17 protein-coding genes and 2 tRNA genes are annotated in these 19,284 nt (G+C 29.9%); 9 read left to right on the top strand and 10 right to left on the bottom strand.

Translation table 11 applies throughout. The features are described 5' to 3' along the window. Positions 1 to 42: 42 nt before the first annotated feature. The 3 genes from coaE to CX675_RS07085 form a co-directional block, all read right to left on the bottom strand. Positions 43 to 630 (bottom strand): dephospho-CoA kinase, encoded by a 588-nt coding sequence (gene coaE / locus CX675_RS07095; RefSeq protein WP_130734529.1) that lies wholly within the window; start codon positions 628 to 630, stop codon positions 43 to 45. Beyond that, positions 627 to 1,628, bottom strand: a complete 1,002-nt coding sequence (locus CX675_RS07090; protein ID WP_130734528.1) for a glycosyltransferase family 2 protein — start codon at positions 1,626 to 1,628, stop codon at positions 627 to 629. The genes coaE and CX675_RS07090 overlap by 4 nt, the downstream gene beginning before the upstream one ends. Positions 1,629 to 1,785: 157 nt before the next feature. Further along, entirely contained in the window at positions 1,786 to 2,652 is an 867-nt protein-coding gene (locus CX675_RS07085; protein WP_130734527.1) for a T9SS type A sorting domain-containing protein, read from the bottom strand. Positions 2,653 to 2,871: 219 nt separating this feature from the next. Here CX675_RS07085 and CX675_RS07080 point away from each other — a divergent pair, with 219 nt between their 5' ends. The 6 genes from CX675_RS07080 (at position 2,872) to CX675_RS07055 (ending at position 9,552) form a co-directional block, all read left to right on the top strand. Continuing rightward, on the top strand, positions 2,872 to 3,270 hold the full coding sequence (locus tag CX675_RS07080) for a hypothetical protein (RefSeq protein WP_130734526.1): 399 nt from the start codon (positions 2,872 to 2,874) through the stop codon (positions 3,268 to 3,270). 139 nt (positions 3,271 to 3,409) lie between these two features. Beyond that, a complete protein-coding gene (locus CX675_RS07075) occupies positions 3,410 to 5,833 on the top strand; it encodes an ATP-binding protein (RefSeq protein ID WP_130734525.1) in 2,424 nt (807 codons plus the stop codon). Continuing rightward, positions 5,814 to 6,176: a response regulator transcription factor gene (locus CX675_RS07070; RefSeq protein ID WP_130734524.1), complete on the top strand. Its 363-nt coding sequence runs from the start codon at positions 5,814 to 5,816 to the stop codon at positions 6,174 to 6,176. Before CX675_RS07075 ends, CX675_RS07070 begins: the two co-directional genes overlap by 20 nt. 4 nt (positions 6,177 to 6,180) lie before the next feature. After that, entirely contained in the window at positions 6,181 to 7,395 is a 1,215-nt protein-coding gene (locus CX675_RS07065; RefSeq protein WP_130734523.1) for a YaiO family outer membrane beta-barrel protein, read from the top strand. Further along, the gene (locus CX675_RS07060) at positions 7,395 to 8,114 is read left to right on the top strand and encodes a hypothetical protein (protein WP_130734522.1); all 720 of its coding nucleotides are present in this window, start codon (positions 7,395 to 7,397) and stop codon (positions 8,112 to 8,114) included. Before CX675_RS07065 ends, CX675_RS07060 begins: the two co-directional genes overlap by 1 nt. 7 nt (positions 8,115 to 8,121) lie before the next feature. Next, positions 8,122 to 9,552 (top strand): glycosyltransferase, encoded by a 1,431-nt coding sequence (locus CX675_RS07055; RefSeq protein ID WP_240723607.1) that lies wholly within the window; start codon positions 8,122 to 8,124, stop codon positions 9,550 to 9,552. 27 nt (positions 9,553 to 9,579) lie between these two features. Here CX675_RS07055 and glmM read toward each other — a convergent pair whose 3' ends face one another. Beyond that, positions 9,580 to 10,980 carry a phosphoglucosamine mutase gene (gene glmM / locus CX675_RS07050; protein WP_130734521.1) on the bottom strand — a complete coding sequence of 467 codons (1,401 nt, stop codon included), beginning with the start codon at positions 10,978 to 10,980 and terminating at the stop codon, positions 9,580 to 9,582. A 124-nt stretch (positions 10,981 to 11,104) separates the two neighbouring features. Between glmM and CX675_RS07045 the strand changes: the two genes are divergently transcribed. The 3 genes from CX675_RS07045 to CX675_RS07035 are packed head-to-tail and all read left to right on the top strand — an operon-like array spanning position 11,105 to position 14,609. Then, a complete protein-coding gene (locus CX675_RS07045; RefSeq protein ID WP_130734520.1) occupies positions 11,105 to 11,689 on the top strand; it encodes an ACP phosphodiesterase in 585 nt (194 codons plus the stop codon). 48 nt (positions 11,690 to 11,737) lie between these two features. Continuing rightward, entirely contained in the window at positions 11,738 to 13,564 is a 1,827-nt protein-coding gene (locus tag CX675_RS07040) for a chloride channel protein (RefSeq protein ID WP_130734519.1), read from the top strand. 52 nt (positions 13,565 to 13,616) lie between these two features. After that, entirely contained in the window at positions 13,617 to 14,609 is a 993-nt protein-coding gene (locus CX675_RS07035; RefSeq protein ID WP_130734518.1) for a tetratricopeptide repeat protein, read from the top strand. 50 nt (positions 14,610 to 14,659) lie between these two features. Here the strand turns inward: CX675_RS07035 and CX675_RS07030 are convergent, their stop codons facing one another. The 6 genes from CX675_RS07030 to proS all read right to left on the bottom strand — a co-directional run bounded on the left by CX675_RS07030 (position 14,660) and on the right by proS (position 19,220). After that, on the bottom strand, positions 14,660 to 15,091 hold the full coding sequence (locus tag CX675_RS07030) for a hypothetical protein (protein WP_130734517.1): 432 nt from the start codon (positions 15,089 to 15,091) through the stop codon (positions 14,660 to 14,662). A 53-nt stretch (positions 15,092 to 15,144) separates the two neighbouring features. Continuing rightward, on the bottom strand, positions 15,145 to 16,941 hold the full coding sequence (gene typA / locus CX675_RS07025) for a translational GTPase TypA (RefSeq protein ID WP_130734516.1): 1,797 nt from the start codon (positions 16,939 to 16,941) through the stop codon (positions 15,145 to 15,147). Positions 16,942 to 17,092: 151 nt separating this feature from the next. After that, a complete protein-coding gene (gene rpsT, locus CX675_RS07020) occupies positions 17,093 to 17,344 on the bottom strand; it encodes a 30S ribosomal protein S20 (protein WP_130734515.1) in 252 nt (83 codons plus the stop codon). A gap of 158 nt (positions 17,345 to 17,502) precedes the next feature. Beyond that, a tRNA-Glu gene (locus CX675_RS07015) sits at positions 17,503 to 17,574 on the bottom strand. A gap of 16 nt (positions 17,575 to 17,590) precedes the next feature. After that, positions 17,591 to 17,662, bottom strand: a tRNA-Glu gene (locus CX675_RS07010). Positions 17,663 to 17,741: 79 nt separating this feature from the next. Beyond that, complete coding sequence (gene proS, locus CX675_RS07005) at positions 17,742 to 19,220, bottom strand: proline--tRNA ligase (protein WP_130734514.1); 1,479 nt, start codon at positions 19,218 to 19,220, stop codon at positions 17,742 to 17,744. Positions 19,221 to 19,284 lie beyond the last annotated feature (64 nt).

The raw sequence follows: 19,284 nt of genomic DNA, 5'->3' as shown, positions 1-19,284 counted from the left end.
CCTATGAAAACATTAACCAAAGATTAACATTAATGTCATTTTTTACGATATATTTAAAAAATTAAGAATTTCATCAACCTTCTTAAATGTGTCGTTTAATTTAACATTTGTTACAACAAAATCGCTTTTCTTTAACTTTTCTTCATCCGAAAGCTGATTTTTCATTCTTTTTATAATTTCTTCTTTACTAATTGCATCTCTTTTTATGATGCGTTGTATTTTGACATCTTCTGGTGCGGTAACCAAAATAACTTTATCACAAGCTTTCTCTCCTCCCGTTTCAAAAAGAATAGCCACTTCCTTTACTACAAAAGAAGCGTCTTTATATTTTGCAAGCCAATTATCAAAATGTTCTTTTACTTTTGGATGTACTATACCATTTAATTTTTTTAATAAATCTGGATTTTGAAAAACGATAGTCCCTATTTTTTTTCTATCTAATTGCCCATTTTCTAGAATCACATTTTCTTCAAATAAACTTTGGATTTCATGAATTACTTTATCATTAGACATAATTATTTTTGCTTCATCATCAGCTATATAAACTGGCACACCTTTAGAAGCAATATACTTTGCAACGGTAGATTTTCCACTACCTATTCCGCCTGTTAATCCAATTATTCTTGTCATGTTTTTTTAAAAAAAAGTTCTGGATGTGCTATTTCTGGCTCCTTCTTCAATAAAAATATATTTGTATATGCTTTTACAAATCCTAAACCGTATCCATAAAACTGAATAGCTGTTGCTATTATAGAATAGAACGCAATTATTGTATTTTTATTTTGTAGTAATGAACTTACAAAAATTATTCCAAAGTAAGCCAAAAAGGTAAAAAACAAATAGGGCATTGCAAAGCAGAACAAAATGACACTGAATAAAAACCCAAATAAAAACAAAGAAGGAAACCAAAAGGTCATTTTGGCATATTTTGGATACCAATGATTTAAAATAGGTCTAGCTTTACCAAATTTATTTACTTGTATATAAAACTTTCTCCAATCAATTCTGCGTTTATGATAAACATAAGCCGCTTTGATTAGTCTTGTTTTAAAACCTAAATTCCAAAGTCGAATAGAAAGATCCGGATCTTCTCCAGGATGAATATTACCAAAGCCATGAGAAGCTTGAAAAGCTTTTTGAGAAAGTCCCATATTAAAACTTCTAGGCTGAAATTTATCCACTTTTTCACTTCCTCCTCTTATCCCTCCTGTGGTTAGAAAGGAAGTCATTGAAAAATTAATGGCTTTCTGAATAACTGAAAAAGATTCCAAAGCTTTATCGGGGCCACCAAAACAATCAACAAAATCTAGTTCCAATGCGCTTGAAACTGTTTTTAAATAGTCTTTTGGTAAAATACAATCTGAGTCTAAAATAATAAAATAGTCTCCTTTTGCTTTTTGCATACCAAAATTTCTAGAATCTCCAGGACCAGAATTATTTTTAAAATAATAAGAAATAGTTATTTTCTCACTATACTTATCTATAATTGAGTTGCACATAATGGTTGAACCATCTTCTATTACAACTACCTCATACTCATCTTCATAATCTAATTGGGCAATACTGTGAAGCAATTCATCAATTTCATCAGGTCTGTTATATACAGGTATTATAAAAGAAAAAAGCATCTTTGTTATTTTTAACAAAGATACTCTTTATAAAATTCAAGAATACATCTATTTTATTTTTTTGTTCAAAAAATGAACACTAACTCATTCATAGAAATATTCCAGAAACATGAAAAAAAAAATTCTTTATCTCTTTATGAAACAGAATTCATACCAATTAATTCGCAACGGTAATCGTTCTGTTTACAATGTTTTTATCTGTTTTTATAGTTACAAAATACACTCCTGGTTTTAACGTATTTGTATGAATTGCAACACTTTCTTTTTGATTTGATTTTAAATTTCCAGCATACACTTCGTTTACCAATTGTCCATTCAAATTGTACATTGTTACAGTAACAGAAGTATCATAATTAAAAGAAAGATCAAGAGTAGCATCATGTACCATAGGATTAGGATATACTGAAACTGCTACTGATTTTTCTGTATAGATATCATCAGGACAAAGTAAATAACCATTATTTGAGTTTCCTCCATCATAATTTTCGTTAATCGCTGTAGCAGCAGCATTTAATTCACTAAAAGAATAGCCTGTAATACAACCTCCTATAGCACTATTAGCTAATTCTAGAAAATCATAAACAGACATACCTTCAAAAGAACCTTCTGCTATTATTAAATTTGCAAAGTATTGGTAATTAAAACCAAAATCTTCATCATACTCATCAAAACCAACAGCTAAAGTAACTCCTACTAATTGAGCTGCTAGTACATTTCTGTAAGTTCTTCCAGGATCTATCATAGTGCCTTCTTCTAAAGCTCTTGGTGTAGAACCTGAAGGCAAGAAATCTTGAACCGCTTCTGAAGACGTAAGCAATAATACGTTGTCTCCACAACCTATTGTTAAACCGTTTGGAAAAGCTAAATCAAATAAAGTATCTCTGTAACAACCTGGATTTTGTCCATGACATTTTGAACCCCATCCGCCAATGGTAAAAGTTGTAAAACCATCGCAATCTTGTGCCGACAAATTTGTAAAACTAAATAATGTAATTGCAATAATTAAGAATAGTCTTGTTCTCATAAAAAATTGTTTTTGTTTGTTTTGTTTTTTGGCTTACTTAAAAGCCTTTTTCGTTTAGATGTCTTATTAAAACAGTTGAAAAAAAGAAAACCCTACCCTGTTTTTCTCTTTTTTTAAAAAAACATTTATTTCTCTAAAAAAGCGTAAATAAGGCACAATATCTAGTCATCCATATTAGTTATTTAATATATTTGCGTTCATTAATTAACAAAAAACAGTATGAAAACCTCCCCATTAAAAACAAAAAAACTATTAGCCATTTTTGCTTTACTACTTTTATTTTCTGTTCCGCAAGATCTATTTTCACAAGGACCTCCTCCATGGGCACCTGCACATGGATACAGAGCGAAAACGAAACATATTTATTTTCCTGATCAAAATTTTTATTACGACATTGAGAAAGGTGTCTATTTGTATCTCAATAATGGCAATTGGTCTGTTTCTGTTTCAGTACCATCCATTTTTGGTAGTATCAATTTAAATACAGCTCGTAAAGTAGAATTAGAAATTGGTGGACACACTCCTTACCAATATAATGAGAAACATATTATTGCCTATAAAAAACCTAAAAAGGAGAAAAACAAAAGTAAAGGAAAAGCAAAAGGCAAAAAACATTAAGAAAAAGCACTGCATTGCAGTGCTTTTTTTACCTATAACACATTTTTTTACAATCCATTTTAAAAAGAATATCTTCAAAAAATCAAATTGTTAATCCTAAAAAAATGATTATATTTATTTCACTTAGTAGTATTGCTATATGAACAAAGAAGAAAAAGAGATAAAACGCTTAAAATCATTACTCTCATACAACGTAATAGATACGTTAAGGGAAAAAGAATTTGACAAATTAGCGCAATTAGCATCTATTATTTGCGAAACTCCAATAGCCTTAATATCTCTAATTGATGATAAAAGACAATGGTTTAAAGCCAAAATAGGTATTGACGCAGAAGAAATGCCAAAGGAGGTTACCTTTTGTCAATATACCATAGAAAAGGATGAACTATGGGAAGTAGAAGATACAACTAAAAATGAATTACTTAAAAACAATCCAAATGTTACTCCAGAAGATGGGATACGCTATTACGCGGGTATACCGCTTCAATGTAGCTTAGGGTATAATATTGGCACCTTGTGTGTTGCTGATTTAAAGCCTAAAAAAATCTCTGAGAAAGAAAAAATTGCTTTGCAAATCATCTCCGAACAAGTCATGATTTTATTAGAAGCAAAAAAAAGAAATGATAAACTTATTTCTGAATTACAGGAATTAGTAAAAGAAAAAGAGATTGAATCTCAAAAAATAATTGAAAAAAATTCTGAAGAAATAAAGATGTTTTACGATTCCATTTCTAACACAAATGGCATTATAGAAATTGACACTAATGGAAAAATTGTAAAGACAAATAAGCTAATTTCAGTAATTTTAGAACTAACATCAAATCATTTAATTCATAAAAACATTTCCGATTTCTTTGATATCGAAATTAATTCCGAAAATTTATCTCATTTAATAGAACAAAAGAATCATTTGTTCCAATTTAAAAACAATGTTGATCTGACGCGATGGATTCAGACTAACTTTATCAAAATTGAAAATATTGAAGGTAAAATTGAAAAAATAATTTTAGTTTGTCAGGATGTAACTAATAGAATTCAAGGGCAGAAAGATCTAGAAAATGCAAAGAATGTTTCTGATTATTTAAACAAACAAAAAGACCAATTTATTGCAACAGTAAGTCATGAAATTAGAACCCCTATTAATGCTATTTTAGGCTTTACAGATGTTTTAATTGAGATAGAAGAAAACAATTCAAAAATGGATTTTTTAAATTCCATTAAAGTTGCTAGTCTTGGTTTATTACATATTATTAATGATATTCTGGATATTTCCAAAATTGAAGCGGGTATGCTTCAAATAGATGAAACTCCTTTTCAATTAAGAGAAATTGTTTCCAATGTTTTTACCACGTTGAAATTAAAAGCGAGTGAAAAAAATTTAAAATTCTTATATTCTATTGATTCTGATGTTGAAAATGATTTATTAGGTGACAAAAACAGGTTAAATCAAATTTTAATCAATATTGTAGGAAATGCCGTTAAATTTACTGAAAAAGGAAAAGTTGAACTACGTATTAGTTTACTTAAAAAAGAAAAAAATCTTTCTTATTTAGAATTTGCAGTAAGTGATACTGGAATTGGTATTAATGAAAAGAAAATAGAAGCTATTTTTGATCGTTTCTCTCAGGCGGAAGTTTCTACTGCTAGAAAGTTTGAGGGAACAGGTTTAGGTTTAAGTATTTCCAAAGAATTAATAGAAATGCAAAATGGCACTATTGAAGTTGTTAGTGAAGAAAATAAAGGCACTACTTTTACATTTATTATTCCATATAAGATAAGCGATGAAAAAACAAACCTTTTAAACACAACCACTAAAACAGCAATTACAGAAGCTATTTCTAAGCATATTCTTCTATGTGAAGACAATGAACTGAATCAAAAATTGATTACAACCATTTTTGAAAAAACCAATCATACTCTAACTATTGCAAACAATGGCTTAGAAGCCTTAGACCTTCTCAAAGAAAAGAGCTACGATATCATTTTGATGGACTTACAAATGCCTCTAATGGATGGTTATGAAACCACAGCAATGATTCGAAAAGAATTAAAACTTAATACACCAATTATTGCTTTGACGGCTAATTCTCTTATTTATGAGAAAGAACGGTGCATTAATATTGGTATGAACGATTATTTGTCTAAACCATTTTCAAAAAAAGAATTATTTGAATTGCTTTCAATTTACTTTTATCAAGACAAAAAAGACAAAAAAAAGAATCCTTTAATCTCATTAAACTCTTTAAAAGAATACATTGGAAATGACACTGAGCAATTACAAATATTGATTCAATCGTTTGAAGAACAACTCAATAACTTTGAAATTTCTTTACAAAAAGCAACCATAAAAAAAGATTATGATTCTATAAGAAAAAGTGCACATAAAATAAAGACTTCTTTTGGAATGTTTAGTATCTATGCAAAGGAATTAGAAACTATTGAAAACACTTCAGATTTAGATTTTGAATCCAATGCAATTAAGGTTTTAAATCCTATCCGAAAACAAATAAAACAAATAATTGAAGAATTAAAAACGATCAAAAATGAAATTGGTACTTATTGAAGATGAAGATATCTTAAGAAAGTCATTAGCTTTTTTTTTAAAATCAAATGATTACCAAGTCCATGAATTTGATAATGGACTAGAAGGTATGCATTTTATCAATGAAAATCATAACGACATCAATTTAATAATTACCGACTTAAACCTACCTTTTACTAGCGGAAAACAAATTGTATTTGAAGTAAAAAAAAAGTATGACATTCCTGTTATCGTTTTAACAGCATCGAGTGTAGAACAAACCGAAATGGAAATTTTAGAATTAGGTGCCGATGATTTCATAGTAAAACCTTTTAGTCCTTCCGTATTATTGCAAAGAATGAAACGTATCATTAAAAAAGTGTAAAAGAATGAGTCTTATTATGAAATGGTGGCTTTTAGTATTCTTTATATTTATGACACCTTCTCTTTTTAGTCAAGAAGAAGCTCTAAATAAAATTAATAACTTAATAGAACAGAAAAACTGGACAGAAAGTATTACTGCGCTTCAAAATTTAGAAAAAGAATATCCAAAATCTAGTGATATTAAATTTAAATTAGCACAAGTATATTTTTGGAATAATGAGAAAAATAAAGCTTTTGATAAAGTTTCTGAAATTCCAGAAATAGAAACTAATGAAGAAATACTTCGCTTAAAAATTCAGATTCAACAAGAACGAAAACAATATAATGAAGTAATTGAACTTTGTAATTTTGGTATATCAAAATATGAGAATACTGAATTTTATTATATGCAAAAAACCATTGCGTATACCGAATTGAATGAAGCCGATTTAGCGCTAAACAGTGTCTCTCAAATTAAAATAACGGATGAAAACAGAGCTACTATTTCCTATTTAAAAAGTGAAATTACACGTAAAAAGAAAAATTTCATTACCCTAGGTTATTTACAAACAAATACCTTACATAACGATTTCCCAATATGGTATTTAACGAGTTTAGAATATGGTCATAAATTAAATAAACATACCATAATAGGTCGTGTAAATTATTCGTTTTTATCTAATTTAGAGGCACTACAATATGAAATCGATTGGTACCCAAAACTTTCCAAAAAAAAGTATGCTTTATTGAATTTTGGAATTTCAAATGATGTTTTATTTCCAAACTATAAGGTAAGTGCAGAAATTTTTCATGAAGACAAGCAATTTACCGTTTCTTTAGGTGGTAAAAAATTATTTTTTGACACCTATAATAACGTTACTATTACAACAGGACACATTGGTTATACTATAGATACTTACAAAATTATGTATCGAAGTTTTTATATTCTCCATGATCATACCAAAGGAACCTTTTCACATTATGTAGGATTAAGAAAAAAGTTTGATGAAAAAGATACTTATATTCAATTAGAATTAATGCATGGAAGCGCTCCTTATTTTTATTATACAAATAACAATTTTTCTAAAGTATCAAATTACAGAATAGGTTTGGTTTCACGATTTAAAATTACAGAAACTTTTGCTTTTTCACCCAACATTCAATTTGAAAGAGAAGAAGTTTCACCAGATTATTTCCGAGATAAAATTCATTTTCAAGCTAACATAACCTATCATTTTTAATGCGAATACTCTTTATACAATCTATTCTTGATCAGGAAACTGAACTTAGGGTTTTACTCGCTCTAATTGCTCTTTTTGGTGTAGGTTCTGTATTTACATTACTGATTACTTTAATTAAAAGGCAATTAAAAATAAATATGGTTTTGTTAAAAAAAGAATATGAAGCTCAAATAGAAAACGCTGTTTTAAATTTTGTTTTTAACAATAATGAAGAAACTATTGCCGATTTCATACAAAATCCAAATGCTAAAAAGATACTATTTCAAAAATTAGCCATAAAATATTGTATCGTGTTGCATCAAAACTATTCTGGTACCATACAAGATAAAGTACTAGATTTTTTAACTCGAACTCATCTTATTGAATATTCTCGGAAAAAATTGCATGCCACATTTTGGAAACATAAAATAGAGGCCATTAGAGATTTATCCACATTGAAAGACAGAAATTCTATAGCTTTAATACAAGAAGCACTTACCAATTTAAACCAAAAAATTGCTATAGAAGCTATTATTGCTCTGATTAAATTTAATGGTATTGCTGCTGTAACTCATTTAAAAAAATTTAATATCATTATAGATGAATGGTCACAAGCATTAATTCTTTCAGTTATAAAAAACAACAAAGTTCCTTATGACAATCAAATAGAAGTACTTCGTAATTCAAAAAACAAATCGCTACAAGTTTTAGCAACTCGAATTATTAAATTTTATAATTAGTCTTTACATGACAGAAATTAGTTGGTTAAATACAGACATTGCCTTTTTTAATACCTTTATTTTAGCTTTTGCTTTTACAGTGATGCTATCGTATTTAATCTTGGCTGTAATTTCTGCTTATTCTTTAAAGCAATATTTAAAGAAAAACCGTTTAGTACCTTATAAGTCTTTATTAGCTTTTAATGATGCTCCGAAAATATCAATCATTGCACCAGCTTATAATGAAGGACGAACAATTAAAGAGAACATCCTCTCATTACTTTCTATCCAATATAACAATTTTGACGTAATTGTTGTTAATGATGGTAGCAAAGACAATTCTATGGAAGTATTATTGACTTCATTTGATTTAGAAGAATGTAAAGATCCTTATATAGAAAAAATTAAGACTAAAAACGTTCGCAAAATATATGTTTCTAAAAACCCTACCTATTCCAAATTAATTATTATTGATAAAGAAAATGGTGGTAAAGCAGATGCATTAAACACAGGAATCAATTTTTCTAAAAATCCGTACGTCATGTGTATCGATGTGGATTGCATTATTGAAAAAGATGTTTTACTAAAACTTTCAAAACCATTTTTAGAAACTGGAAAAGAAAGAATTATTGCTACAGGTGGAGTGGTTAGAATTGCTAATTCCTGTGAAATTAAAGCAGGCAAATTAATTAAAGTTCATGTTCCAGATAATCTCTTAGCAAGAATACAAGTTTTAGAATATTTAAGAGCCTTTATATTAGGAAGAATGGCTTGGGAAAAACTAGATGGCCTGCTTTTAATTAGCGGAGCTTTTGGCATGTTTGATAAAGAAATTGTATTAAAAGTAAACGGTTATAATACCAAAACGGTAGGTGAAGATATGGAATTAGTGGTTCGCATGCGTCGCTACATGGTAGAAAACAAGCTACCTTATACTGTTAAATTTATCCCCGATCCACTATGTTGGACAGAAGCACCTGAATCATACGAAATTTTAGGGAAACAAAGAAGTCGATGGACAAGAGGTACCATGGAAACACTTTGGATACATCGTCGTATGTTTTTAAATCCAAAATATAAGATTTTGGGATTAGTAAGTTACCCCTATTGGCTATTATATGAGTATCTAGCACCTATTATAGAACTTACGGGTTTATTAATCACTCTTTTAATGGCGTTTTTAGGTATTATCAGTTGGAGCTTTTTTGCTCTATTAGTCTTGTTTGTCTATGTTTTTGCTTTGTTTTTTTCTTTTTTAGCAATTTATTCAGAAGAGGCTACATTTAAAAAATACGAATCTATAAAAGATATTTTCAAACTAGTTTGGGCAGCCATTTTAGAACCTTTTATCTTTCATCCTTTCTTAATTTATGCTGCATTAAAAGGGAACTGGCAAAAAATTAAAGGAAGTCATTCTTGGGGAGAAATGACCCGTAAAGGTTTTGATAAAAAGCCGTAATTGCTTACGGCTTTTATAATGAATGAATTAAATTCCAGCTATTTCTTTTATTTCTGATACAAATCGCTCAGCTAAAACGTCTGCTTCATTTTGAGAAAGTGCTTCTGTATAAATACGAATAATGGGTTCGGTATTTGATTTTCTCAAATGAACCCATTCAGTAGGAAAATCTATTTTTACGCCATCAATGGTAGAAATATCTTCATTTTTATATTTCTCAGTCATCGATTTCAATAGCAAATCGACATTTATTTGAGGTGTTAATTCAATTTTATTTTTACTCATAAAATAGTGTGGTAAACTTGCTCTTAAATCTGCAACAGAAATATTTTGTTGTGCTAAATGAGTTAAAAATAAAGCAATACCTACTAAACTATCTCTTCCATAATGACTTTCTGGGTAAATAATACCTCCATTTCCTTCTCCACCGATGATAGCGTTCGTTTCTTTCATTAATGTTACTACATTTACTTCACCAACAGCGCTAGCTTGATATTGCCCTCCATGTTTTTCTGTAATATCGCGTAAGGCTCTTGAAGAAGACATATTAGAAACCGTATTTCCTTTGGTTTTACTTAAAACATAATCTGCTACTGCTACTAAAGTATACTCTTCTCCAAACATTTCACCATCATTGGATATAAAAGCCAATCGATCTACATCTGGATCAACAACAATCCCAAAATCTGCTTTTTCTTCCACAACCAATTTACAAATATCTCCTAAATGCTCTTTTAAAGGTTCTGGATTATGAGGAAAATATCCGTTTGGCTCACAATATAGTTTTACAACTTCCACTCCCATTTGTTCTAATAAATTAGGAATAACAATGCCTCCAGACGAATTCACACCATCTACCACAACTTTAAATTGTTTCTCTTTTACAGATTCAACATCTACTAAAGGTAAGGCTAAAACTTCGTCAATATGAATATCCATATAAGAAGAATTCTCAATTACTTCACCTAAATGATCTACTTCAGAAAAATCAAAAGCTTCTTCTTCAGCGATATTTAAAATGGTTGCACCATCTTCTCCATTTAAAAATTCACCTTTTTTATTTAATAGCTTTAAAGCATTCCATTGTTTTGGATTATGGGATGCTGTTAAAATAATACCTCCATCCGCATTTTCCAAAGGCACTGCAATTTCAACTGTAGGAGTGGTAGACAATCCTAAATCGATGACATCTATTCCTAAACCTACTAATGTATTCTGTACTAAATTATGAATCATTGGTCCCGAAATCCTTGCATCTCTTCCTATAACAACTTTTAATTTCCTATCCTTTAAAATTGAACTGTTATTTTGTTTTAAAAATGTACCGTAAGCCGAGGCAAATTTAACGGCATCAACTGGTGTAAGATTATCTCCTACTTTACCTCCAATAGTGCCACGAATTCCTGAGATTGATTTTATTAAGGTCATATTATTTTTTAGTATTAATAACGCAAAGATAAGAGAGTTCATCTTGAAAAAAAAACTTAACAAATTTTACTATATTTACGAATAATATTAAATTTAATTTAAAGTTATACCCCATATCTTGCCCATGAACTTTTTAGCACACATATACCTTTCAGGAGATAATGATTTTATAAAAATCGGGAATTTTATGGCCGACAGTATTAAAGGTGACAATTACAATAAATATCAAGAGCATATAAAAAAGGGCATTTTGTTACATCGGGCTATCGATTCATTTACAGATTTACATCCTGTTTTTAGAAAAAGTAAACACCGTCTACATGATCGATATGGGCATTATTCTGGAGTTATTATGGATATTTTTTACGATCATTTTTTGGCAAAAAACTGGTTAAATTATAGCAAAATACCTTTAGAGAAATATGTTTTTGATTTTTACCAATTATTAGAACAGCATTTTGATATTCTTACTGTACGCATTCAGAAAATGTTTCCTTCTATGGTTAGAGAAAATTGGTTATTAAGTTATGCCAGTATTGATGGAATAGCTAAAATTTTATATCAGATGGATTACAGAACAAAGTTCAATTCCAAAATGCAATATGCTGTAGAAGAGTTACAATTATTTTATGAAGATTTTGAAATAGAATTTACTCTTTTTTTTAAAGATATTCAGAAAATGGCTATAGAAAAAATGGAGAATGATTAGCGTATTTTTTATTTATACCCTAACTTCGCATAAATTTTAAATTTTCTAATGTCTGTTCAGAAAAAAAAATCAATTCTTCAATTATTAGGCAGAAGCTTCAAAAAATTAGAACGATTAGTTTTTATTCTAAAATCGCTATTAACTCCAAGACAATTTATTTATTTTTCATGTGTTTTGGTAGGAATTTCCTCTGCATTAGCTGTAATCATATTAAAAGCATTTGCCCACTTAGTTTATAATTTTGCTCAATATCTCAACAACTTATTGCATTTACCATATAGTAATAGTATTTTACCAATTATAGGGATACTTGTTACAGTGGTTATTGTAAAAAAACTATTAGATGGATCAATTCAAAAAGGGACATCTCACATTATGTATGCCGTTGCAAAAAAAGGAGGTATAATGCCGGTAAAACAAATGTATTCTCAAATTTTAACTAGTTCGTTTACGGTAGGACTTGGAGGAAGCGCTGGTTTAGAATCTCCTATTACCATAACAGGTGCTGCTTTTGGAAGTAATTATGCTCAAAACTATCGATTAACATATAAAGATCGATCCTTACTTTTAGCTTGTGGTGTAGCATCAGGAATTGCTGCAGCTTTTAATGCACCAATAGCGGGTGTGCTATTTGCTATAGAGGTTGTTTTAGCAGAAATTAGTATAACAGCCTTTATTCCAATTATGATTAGTGCAGCGACAGGTGCTCTTGTTTCAACAATCATTTTAAATGAAGACATTCTTCTGGTTTTTAAGCAAGGAGAAGACTTTGATTATCATAATATTCCACAATATATTATTTTAGGACTTTTGTCTGGGTTTATGTCGATATATTATTCTCGAATTTTTAGAAAAGTAGAACACCACTTTTCAAATTTAAAAATGGGACAATATCGAAGAGCATTATATGGCGCTGCAATATTAGCTGGATTAATCTTTTTATTTCCTTCTTTATTTGGTGAAGGATATGAGAGTATTAAAACCTTGGCGAATGCAAATCCAGGAAAAATACTAGAAAATACTTTATTGAGTGATTTTAAATCAAACCAATGGATACTCTTATTCTTTGTAGGTATCACGATGATGATTAAAGTATATGCAACAGGTTTAACACTAGGTTCCGGTGGTAATGGAGGTAATTTTGCACCTTCCCTATTTGTGGGTTCTTACTTAGGTTTTTTTATTGCTCAATTATCTAACTTATTAGGAATTACAAAACACTTATCAGTTAGTAATTTTACATTAGTTGGTATGGCTGGTGTTTTAAGTGGTTTATTTCATGCACCACTAACTGCCATTTTCTTAATAGCAGAAATAACCAGTGGTTATAACCTTATGGTACCTTTAATGATTGTTTCTTCTGTTAGCTTTGCTATTTCCAAACGATTTGAACCTTATTCTTTTGACATTAAACACTTGGCAGATAAAGGAGAAGTTTTTACCAATGATAAAGACAAAAACATACTTACTTCATTACATATTTCAAGTTTTATTTTAACCAATTATAAAGCAATTCCTGAATCCAACTCTTTGGAGAATTTGGTTGAAATTATTAAATATTCAGACGATACTGTTTTTCCTGTGTTAAATGAAAAGAAAGAATTATTAGGATTGATAAATTTGGATGATCACAAGATAAGAACTATAATTTTTTCGGCTTTCAAAGTGAAATACACTTCCACTCATGAAATTATGCAGGCACCAAAAGAGATTATACGACATAATGAAAATATTGAATGTGTTTTAGATAAATTTGAAAAAACAGACACTTCCCTCTTACCTGTGTTTAAAAATGGTGTTTTTATTGGCTTCATTAATAAGACCATGATTCTTGAAAAATACAGAAGTCAATTAAAAGAAATGGTAATCGAATAATTTTTTTATTTCATATTTAAATGATATTTTTATTTTCTTAACCCAAAGTATCATGAAAAATAAATTTCTTCTAATTGCTGTATTCTGTGTTTTGCAGTCTTTATTTTCCCAAGAAAAAGAAAAGAAAAACACTTTTAAATTCGATAAAAATGGCTTTTTAAAAGAATTAGCTGAAAATGCCTGTCAATGTATTGATTCCATAAGTACTGCAAACAAAATAACCGATTCTATCGCTTCAGAGATAAATGTTTGTATTGACAAACAAGTTACAGCTTATCAATTAGGAGTACAAATTTTAAATTTAGAAATAGACACAGAAACGATTACCGATAGTACAAAAACAAAACAAAAAGATTTAGATATAGTTATTGCTTCCAATCCTGATTCAGAACAATATAAAGAAGCTTATTATGATTTAGAGCGCTATTTAGTGAATAATTGTGTTGCTTTGAAAAGTAAAATTGCGGTTAATGACAAATTAAATAATAAATCGTTATCAAATAATCCCTTAGCAATAGAATATTATAATAATGGTTTAGATGCCTATGATGCTGAAGATTACGAAAAAGCGATTAGTTTCTATAAAAAAGCTGTAACCGTTGACCCGAATTTTGCTTTTGCATATGACAATATGGGAGTTTGTTATAGAAAATTAAATCAATTTGATAATGCTATTAAAGCTTATGAAAAATCTTTAAAGATAGATCCAAATGGATTAATGCCTTTACAAAATATTGCCATAGCGTATTCCTATAAAAAAGAATACAAAAAAGCACTTAAAGCCTATGAAAGACTAAGAGATATTCAACAGGATAATCCAGAAGTTTTTTATGGTATTGGATTAATCTATTTTCAAAACCTAAATGATTTTGAAAAAGCTCTAGACAATATGTGTAAAGCATATGTAATATACATTCAGCAAAAATCGCCCTATCGTTCTGATGCAGAAAAAATAATACAAATGTTATATACCGAATTTAAAAACAAGAATAATTTAGACACCTTCAATACCATACTTGAAAAAAACAATATTAATCAAAATTAAAAAAGCCCTCTTAGAGGGCTTTTTTGATCTATTTAATTTACAACAGTAGCTTAGAATTTCCAATCAAATTCATCTTGATTTGTAAATACTGCTCCTATTTCAATTTTAAAAACTTGATCATAATCCACATTTACAAAAAGCCAAGAATCTTCAAAGAAATAATTTTCAGTTCCGTCAACAATTTCAGTTTCGAAATCTTTCAGCTTGTTACTGTGAAGTAATTCTTTCACTGTATTCCAAGATTTACCTATAATCTTTGCATCAAATAGTTCTAAATTTTCATTGGTAGAAGTAATATATCCTAAGCGCAACTCTTCCTCATCATAAAAAGTTAAACGCATTTTAGAATCATTGTAAACATATACAATATTATCTTCTTCATCGATGTATTGTTTGTTTGGTTTTCCATAAATAGACTCCACATCATTTTGTTTCATCCCAAACAACAATTGATCAATACCATATTTTAATTTTACTTTCATAATAGTTGTATTATATAAAAAAACTGCCTTTTTCAAGGCAGTTTATAATTTATTTACATTTTAAAACGTTTTCTGTCGTTCTCATTTAAATAAATCTTACGTAAACGTAACGATTTAGGAGTAACTTCAACATACTCATCTTTTTGTATGTATTCTAATGCTTCTTCTAAAGAGAATTTTATTGCAGGAATAATTCTTGCTTTATCATCTGCACCAGAAGAACGAACGTTTGTTAATTTTTTAGTCTTAGTTACATTAACCACCATATCATCACCACGAGAGTTTTCACCAATAACCTGACCTTCGTAGATATCTTCATTAGGGTCAACGAAAAATTTACCACGTTCTTGTAATTTATCAATCGAATAAGGAATTGCTTTTCCATTCTCCATAGAAATTAAAGAACCACTTAAACGTCCTGGTATTTCACCTTTATAAGGTTGATATTCAATAAATCGGTGCGCCATAATAGCTTCACCAGCAGTAGCGGTTAACAATTGATTACGTAAACCAATAATTCCACGAGAAGGAATATTAAATTTAATAATCATTCGCTCTCCTTTTGGTTCCATACTCAACATTTCACCTTTACGAATGGTCACAAATTCTACAGCTCTACCCGATAAATTTTCTGGTAAATCGATAGTTAATTCTTCAATTGGTTCACATTTTACACCATCTATTTCTTTAATAATTACTTGAGGCTGTCCAATTTGTAACTCATATCCTTCTCTTCTCATCGTTTCAATTAAAACCGATAAGTGAAGTACACCACGACCAAAAACCAAGAATTTATCAGCACTATCCGTTTCTTGTACACGCAATGCTAAATTTTTCTCTAATTCTTTTGTTAAACGATCTTTAATATGACGAGACGTTACAAATTTACCTTCTTTACCAAAGAAAGGTGAATCGTTTATGGTAAACAACATACTCATTGTTGGCTCATCGATTGCAATAGTTTCTAATGCTTCAGGATTTTCAAAATCAGCAACAGTATCACCAATTTCAAATCCTTCTAAACCAACTAAAGCACAAATATCTCCAGCGACAACTTCTGTAACTTTTTTACGACCTAACCCTTCAAAAGTATGTAACTCTTTAATTTTTGTTTTTATAATTTTCCCGTCTCTTTTTACCAAAGAAACATTCATTCCTTCTTTTAAAACGCCTCTTTGCAAACGTCCAATAGCAATACGTCCAGTAAAACTTGAAAAGTCTAAAGATGTAATCAACATTTGAGGTGTTCCTTCTGAAACTTTAGGCGCAGGAACATTTTCTAAAACCATATCTAATAAAGGTTCAATGTTTTCTGTTTGATTTTTCCAATCATCAGACATCCAGTTGTTTTTAGCAGAACCATATACCGTTGGGAAGTCTAATTGCCACTCTTCGGCTCCTAATTCAAACATTAAGTCAAAAACTTTTTCATGAACTTCTTCAGGTGTACAGTTTTCTTTATCAACTTTGTTAATTACCACACATGGTTTCAGTCCTAAACTGATTGCTTTTTGTAATACAAATCGTGTTTGAGGCATAGGTCCTTCAAATGCATCCACTAATAAGCAAACACCATCAGCCATATTAAGTACACGTTCCACTTCTCCACCAAAATCAGCGTGACCTGGTGTATCAATAATATTAATTTTAGTTCCTTTATAAATTACAGATACATTTTTAGATGTAATTGTAATACCTCTCTCACGCTCTAAATCGTTATTATCAAGGATTAAATCACCTGTATTTTCGTTTTCACGAAATAATTGACAGTGATACATAATTTTATCAACCAATGTAGTCTTACCATGGTCAACGTGTGCAATAATTGCGATGTTTCTAATAGACGTCATTTAACTATTTTTTTGAAGGTGCAAAATTAAGGTATTTTTTTGGATAAAACACTACATATGAAATAAGTAAATTACAAATAACATAAATATAATATAAAAAAAAGCTCTCAAATTGAGAGCTTTCTGTTATTTTTTAATTATAATTATTAAATTATAATGATGCTACATGCTTCGTTAATTTAGATTTTAAATTAGAAGCTTTATTACTATGAATAATATTTTTCTTAGCTAATTTGTCAATCATTGAAATTACTGAAGATAATTTAGCTGAAGCTTCTGCTTTATCTGTAGCCAAACGAATAGCTTTGATTGCATTACGAGTAGTTTTGTGTTGGTATCTATTTAATACTCTTTTTTTCTCGTTACTTCTAATTCTCTTTAAAGCAGATTTATGATTTGCCATTTTGTTCTTTTTTTAATTGTAATAATTGTTATAAACTACTAGTTAAAAAAGAAAAACCTCCCACAATTACATTCAATAATCACTTTGGTTTTAACTAATAAAATAAGACTTTGAGACACTAAAGTTTTATTTTATAAAACTATTTCACAACTAATTTGTAGCCCGTAGGGGAATCGAACCCCTCTTACCAGGATGAAAACCTGGCGTCCTAACCGATAGACGAACGGGCCATTGAGCTTAATTTTGTAGTCCGTACGGGAATCGAACCCGTGTTACCAGGATGAAAACCTGGCGTCCTAACCCCTAGACGAACGGACCATTATTTCTCGAATGCGGATGCAAAACTACAACTTTTTTTTATTCCTGCAAGTAACTTTCGAAAAATTTTTATTTTTTTTTAATATGCTTTTGCAAAAAGCACCCTTCCTTTAGACTGAAGCCCTGTAAATACGCACTTTCCAGCCTCTTCTACTCGATCTAAAGGAATACAACGAATTGTTGCTTTAGTAAGGTCTTTTATCTTTTCTTCTGTCTCAGGTGTTCCATCCCAATGTGCGGAAACAAACCCTCCTTTATTTTCTAAAATATCTTTAAACTCATCAAATGTATTTACTTCGGTTGTATGAAGCGTTCTATAATCAATAGCACGTGAAAACAAATCTCTCTGAATGGTTTCTAATAAGTTTTGAAGATAGACCTCAATTCCTTCTTTACCTACCACCTCTTTTGTTAAAGTATCCCTTCTAGCTACTTCATAAGTTCCATTTTCTAAGTCTTTTGGACCAATCGCTAAACGAACTGGCACTCCTTTCAATTCCCATTCTGCAAATTTAAATCCTGGTTTATGTGTATCTCTGTTATCAAACTTAACTGAAATATTTAGTTTTCGCAATGCTTTTACCAACTCATTCACTTCTTGGGAAATAACCTCAAACTGTTCCTCAGTTTTATATATTGGCACAATAACTACTTGAATAGGTGCTAAATTTGGAGGCAGAACTAAACCATTATCATCTGAATGCGTCATGACTAAAGCCCCCATTAATCGGGTTGAAACTCCCCACGATGTCCCCCAAACATGTTCTTGTTTTCCTTCTTTACTTGTAAATTTTACATCAAAAGCTTTTGCAAAATTTTGTCCTAAAAAATGAGATGTACCAGCCTGCAATGCTTTTCCATCTTGCATTAATGCCTCAATACAGTAAGTTTCTTCTGCTCCTGCAAATCGTTCTGATTCTGTTTTCAATCCTTTTACCACAGGGATTGCCATGAAATTCTGTACAAAATCAGCATACACATTCATCATTCTTTCAGACTCTTCAATAGCTTCTGTTCGAGTTGCATGAGCTGTATGTCCTTCTTGCCATAAAAATTCTGCCGTTCTTAAAAACAAGCGAGTTCTCATTTCCCAACGAACCACATTTGCCCATTGGTTAATTAAAAGAGGTAAATCTCTATAAGATTGCACCCATCCTTTATAAGTACTCCAAATAATAGCTTCACTCGTAGGTCTTACAATAAGCTCTTCTTCTAATTTTGCTTCTGGATCAACAATCAATTTTCCCTTGTTCTCTGGATCATTAGTTAATCGATAATGAGTTACAATAGCACATTCTTTAGCAAATCCTTCTGCATTTTTTTCTTCCGCCTCAAACATACTTTTCGGGACAAAAAGAGGAAAATAGGCATTAGTATGTCCTGTTTCTTTAAACATTCTATCTAATTCTCCTTGCATTTTTTCCCAAATTGCATATCCATATGGTTTAATAACCATACATCCTCTAACTCCTGAATTCTCGGCCAAATCAGCTTTAACTACTAATTCGTTATACCATTTTGAATAATCTTCTGCTCTTGTTGTTAAGTTTTTACTCATTATCTAGGTTTTGGCATAAATTTTGTTTATATTTATTTTAACTAAAAGTTACGCAAAACTAACT

The organism is Flavobacterium sp. J27, from assembly GCF_004303025.1.
In the GTDB taxonomy this organism is placed as follows: Bacteria; Bacteroidota; Bacteroidia; order Flavobacteriales; family Flavobacteriaceae; genus Flavobacterium.
The sequence above is the reverse complement of the archived record's forward strand: the minus strand, read 5'-3'. Positions and strand labels throughout refer to the sequence as shown.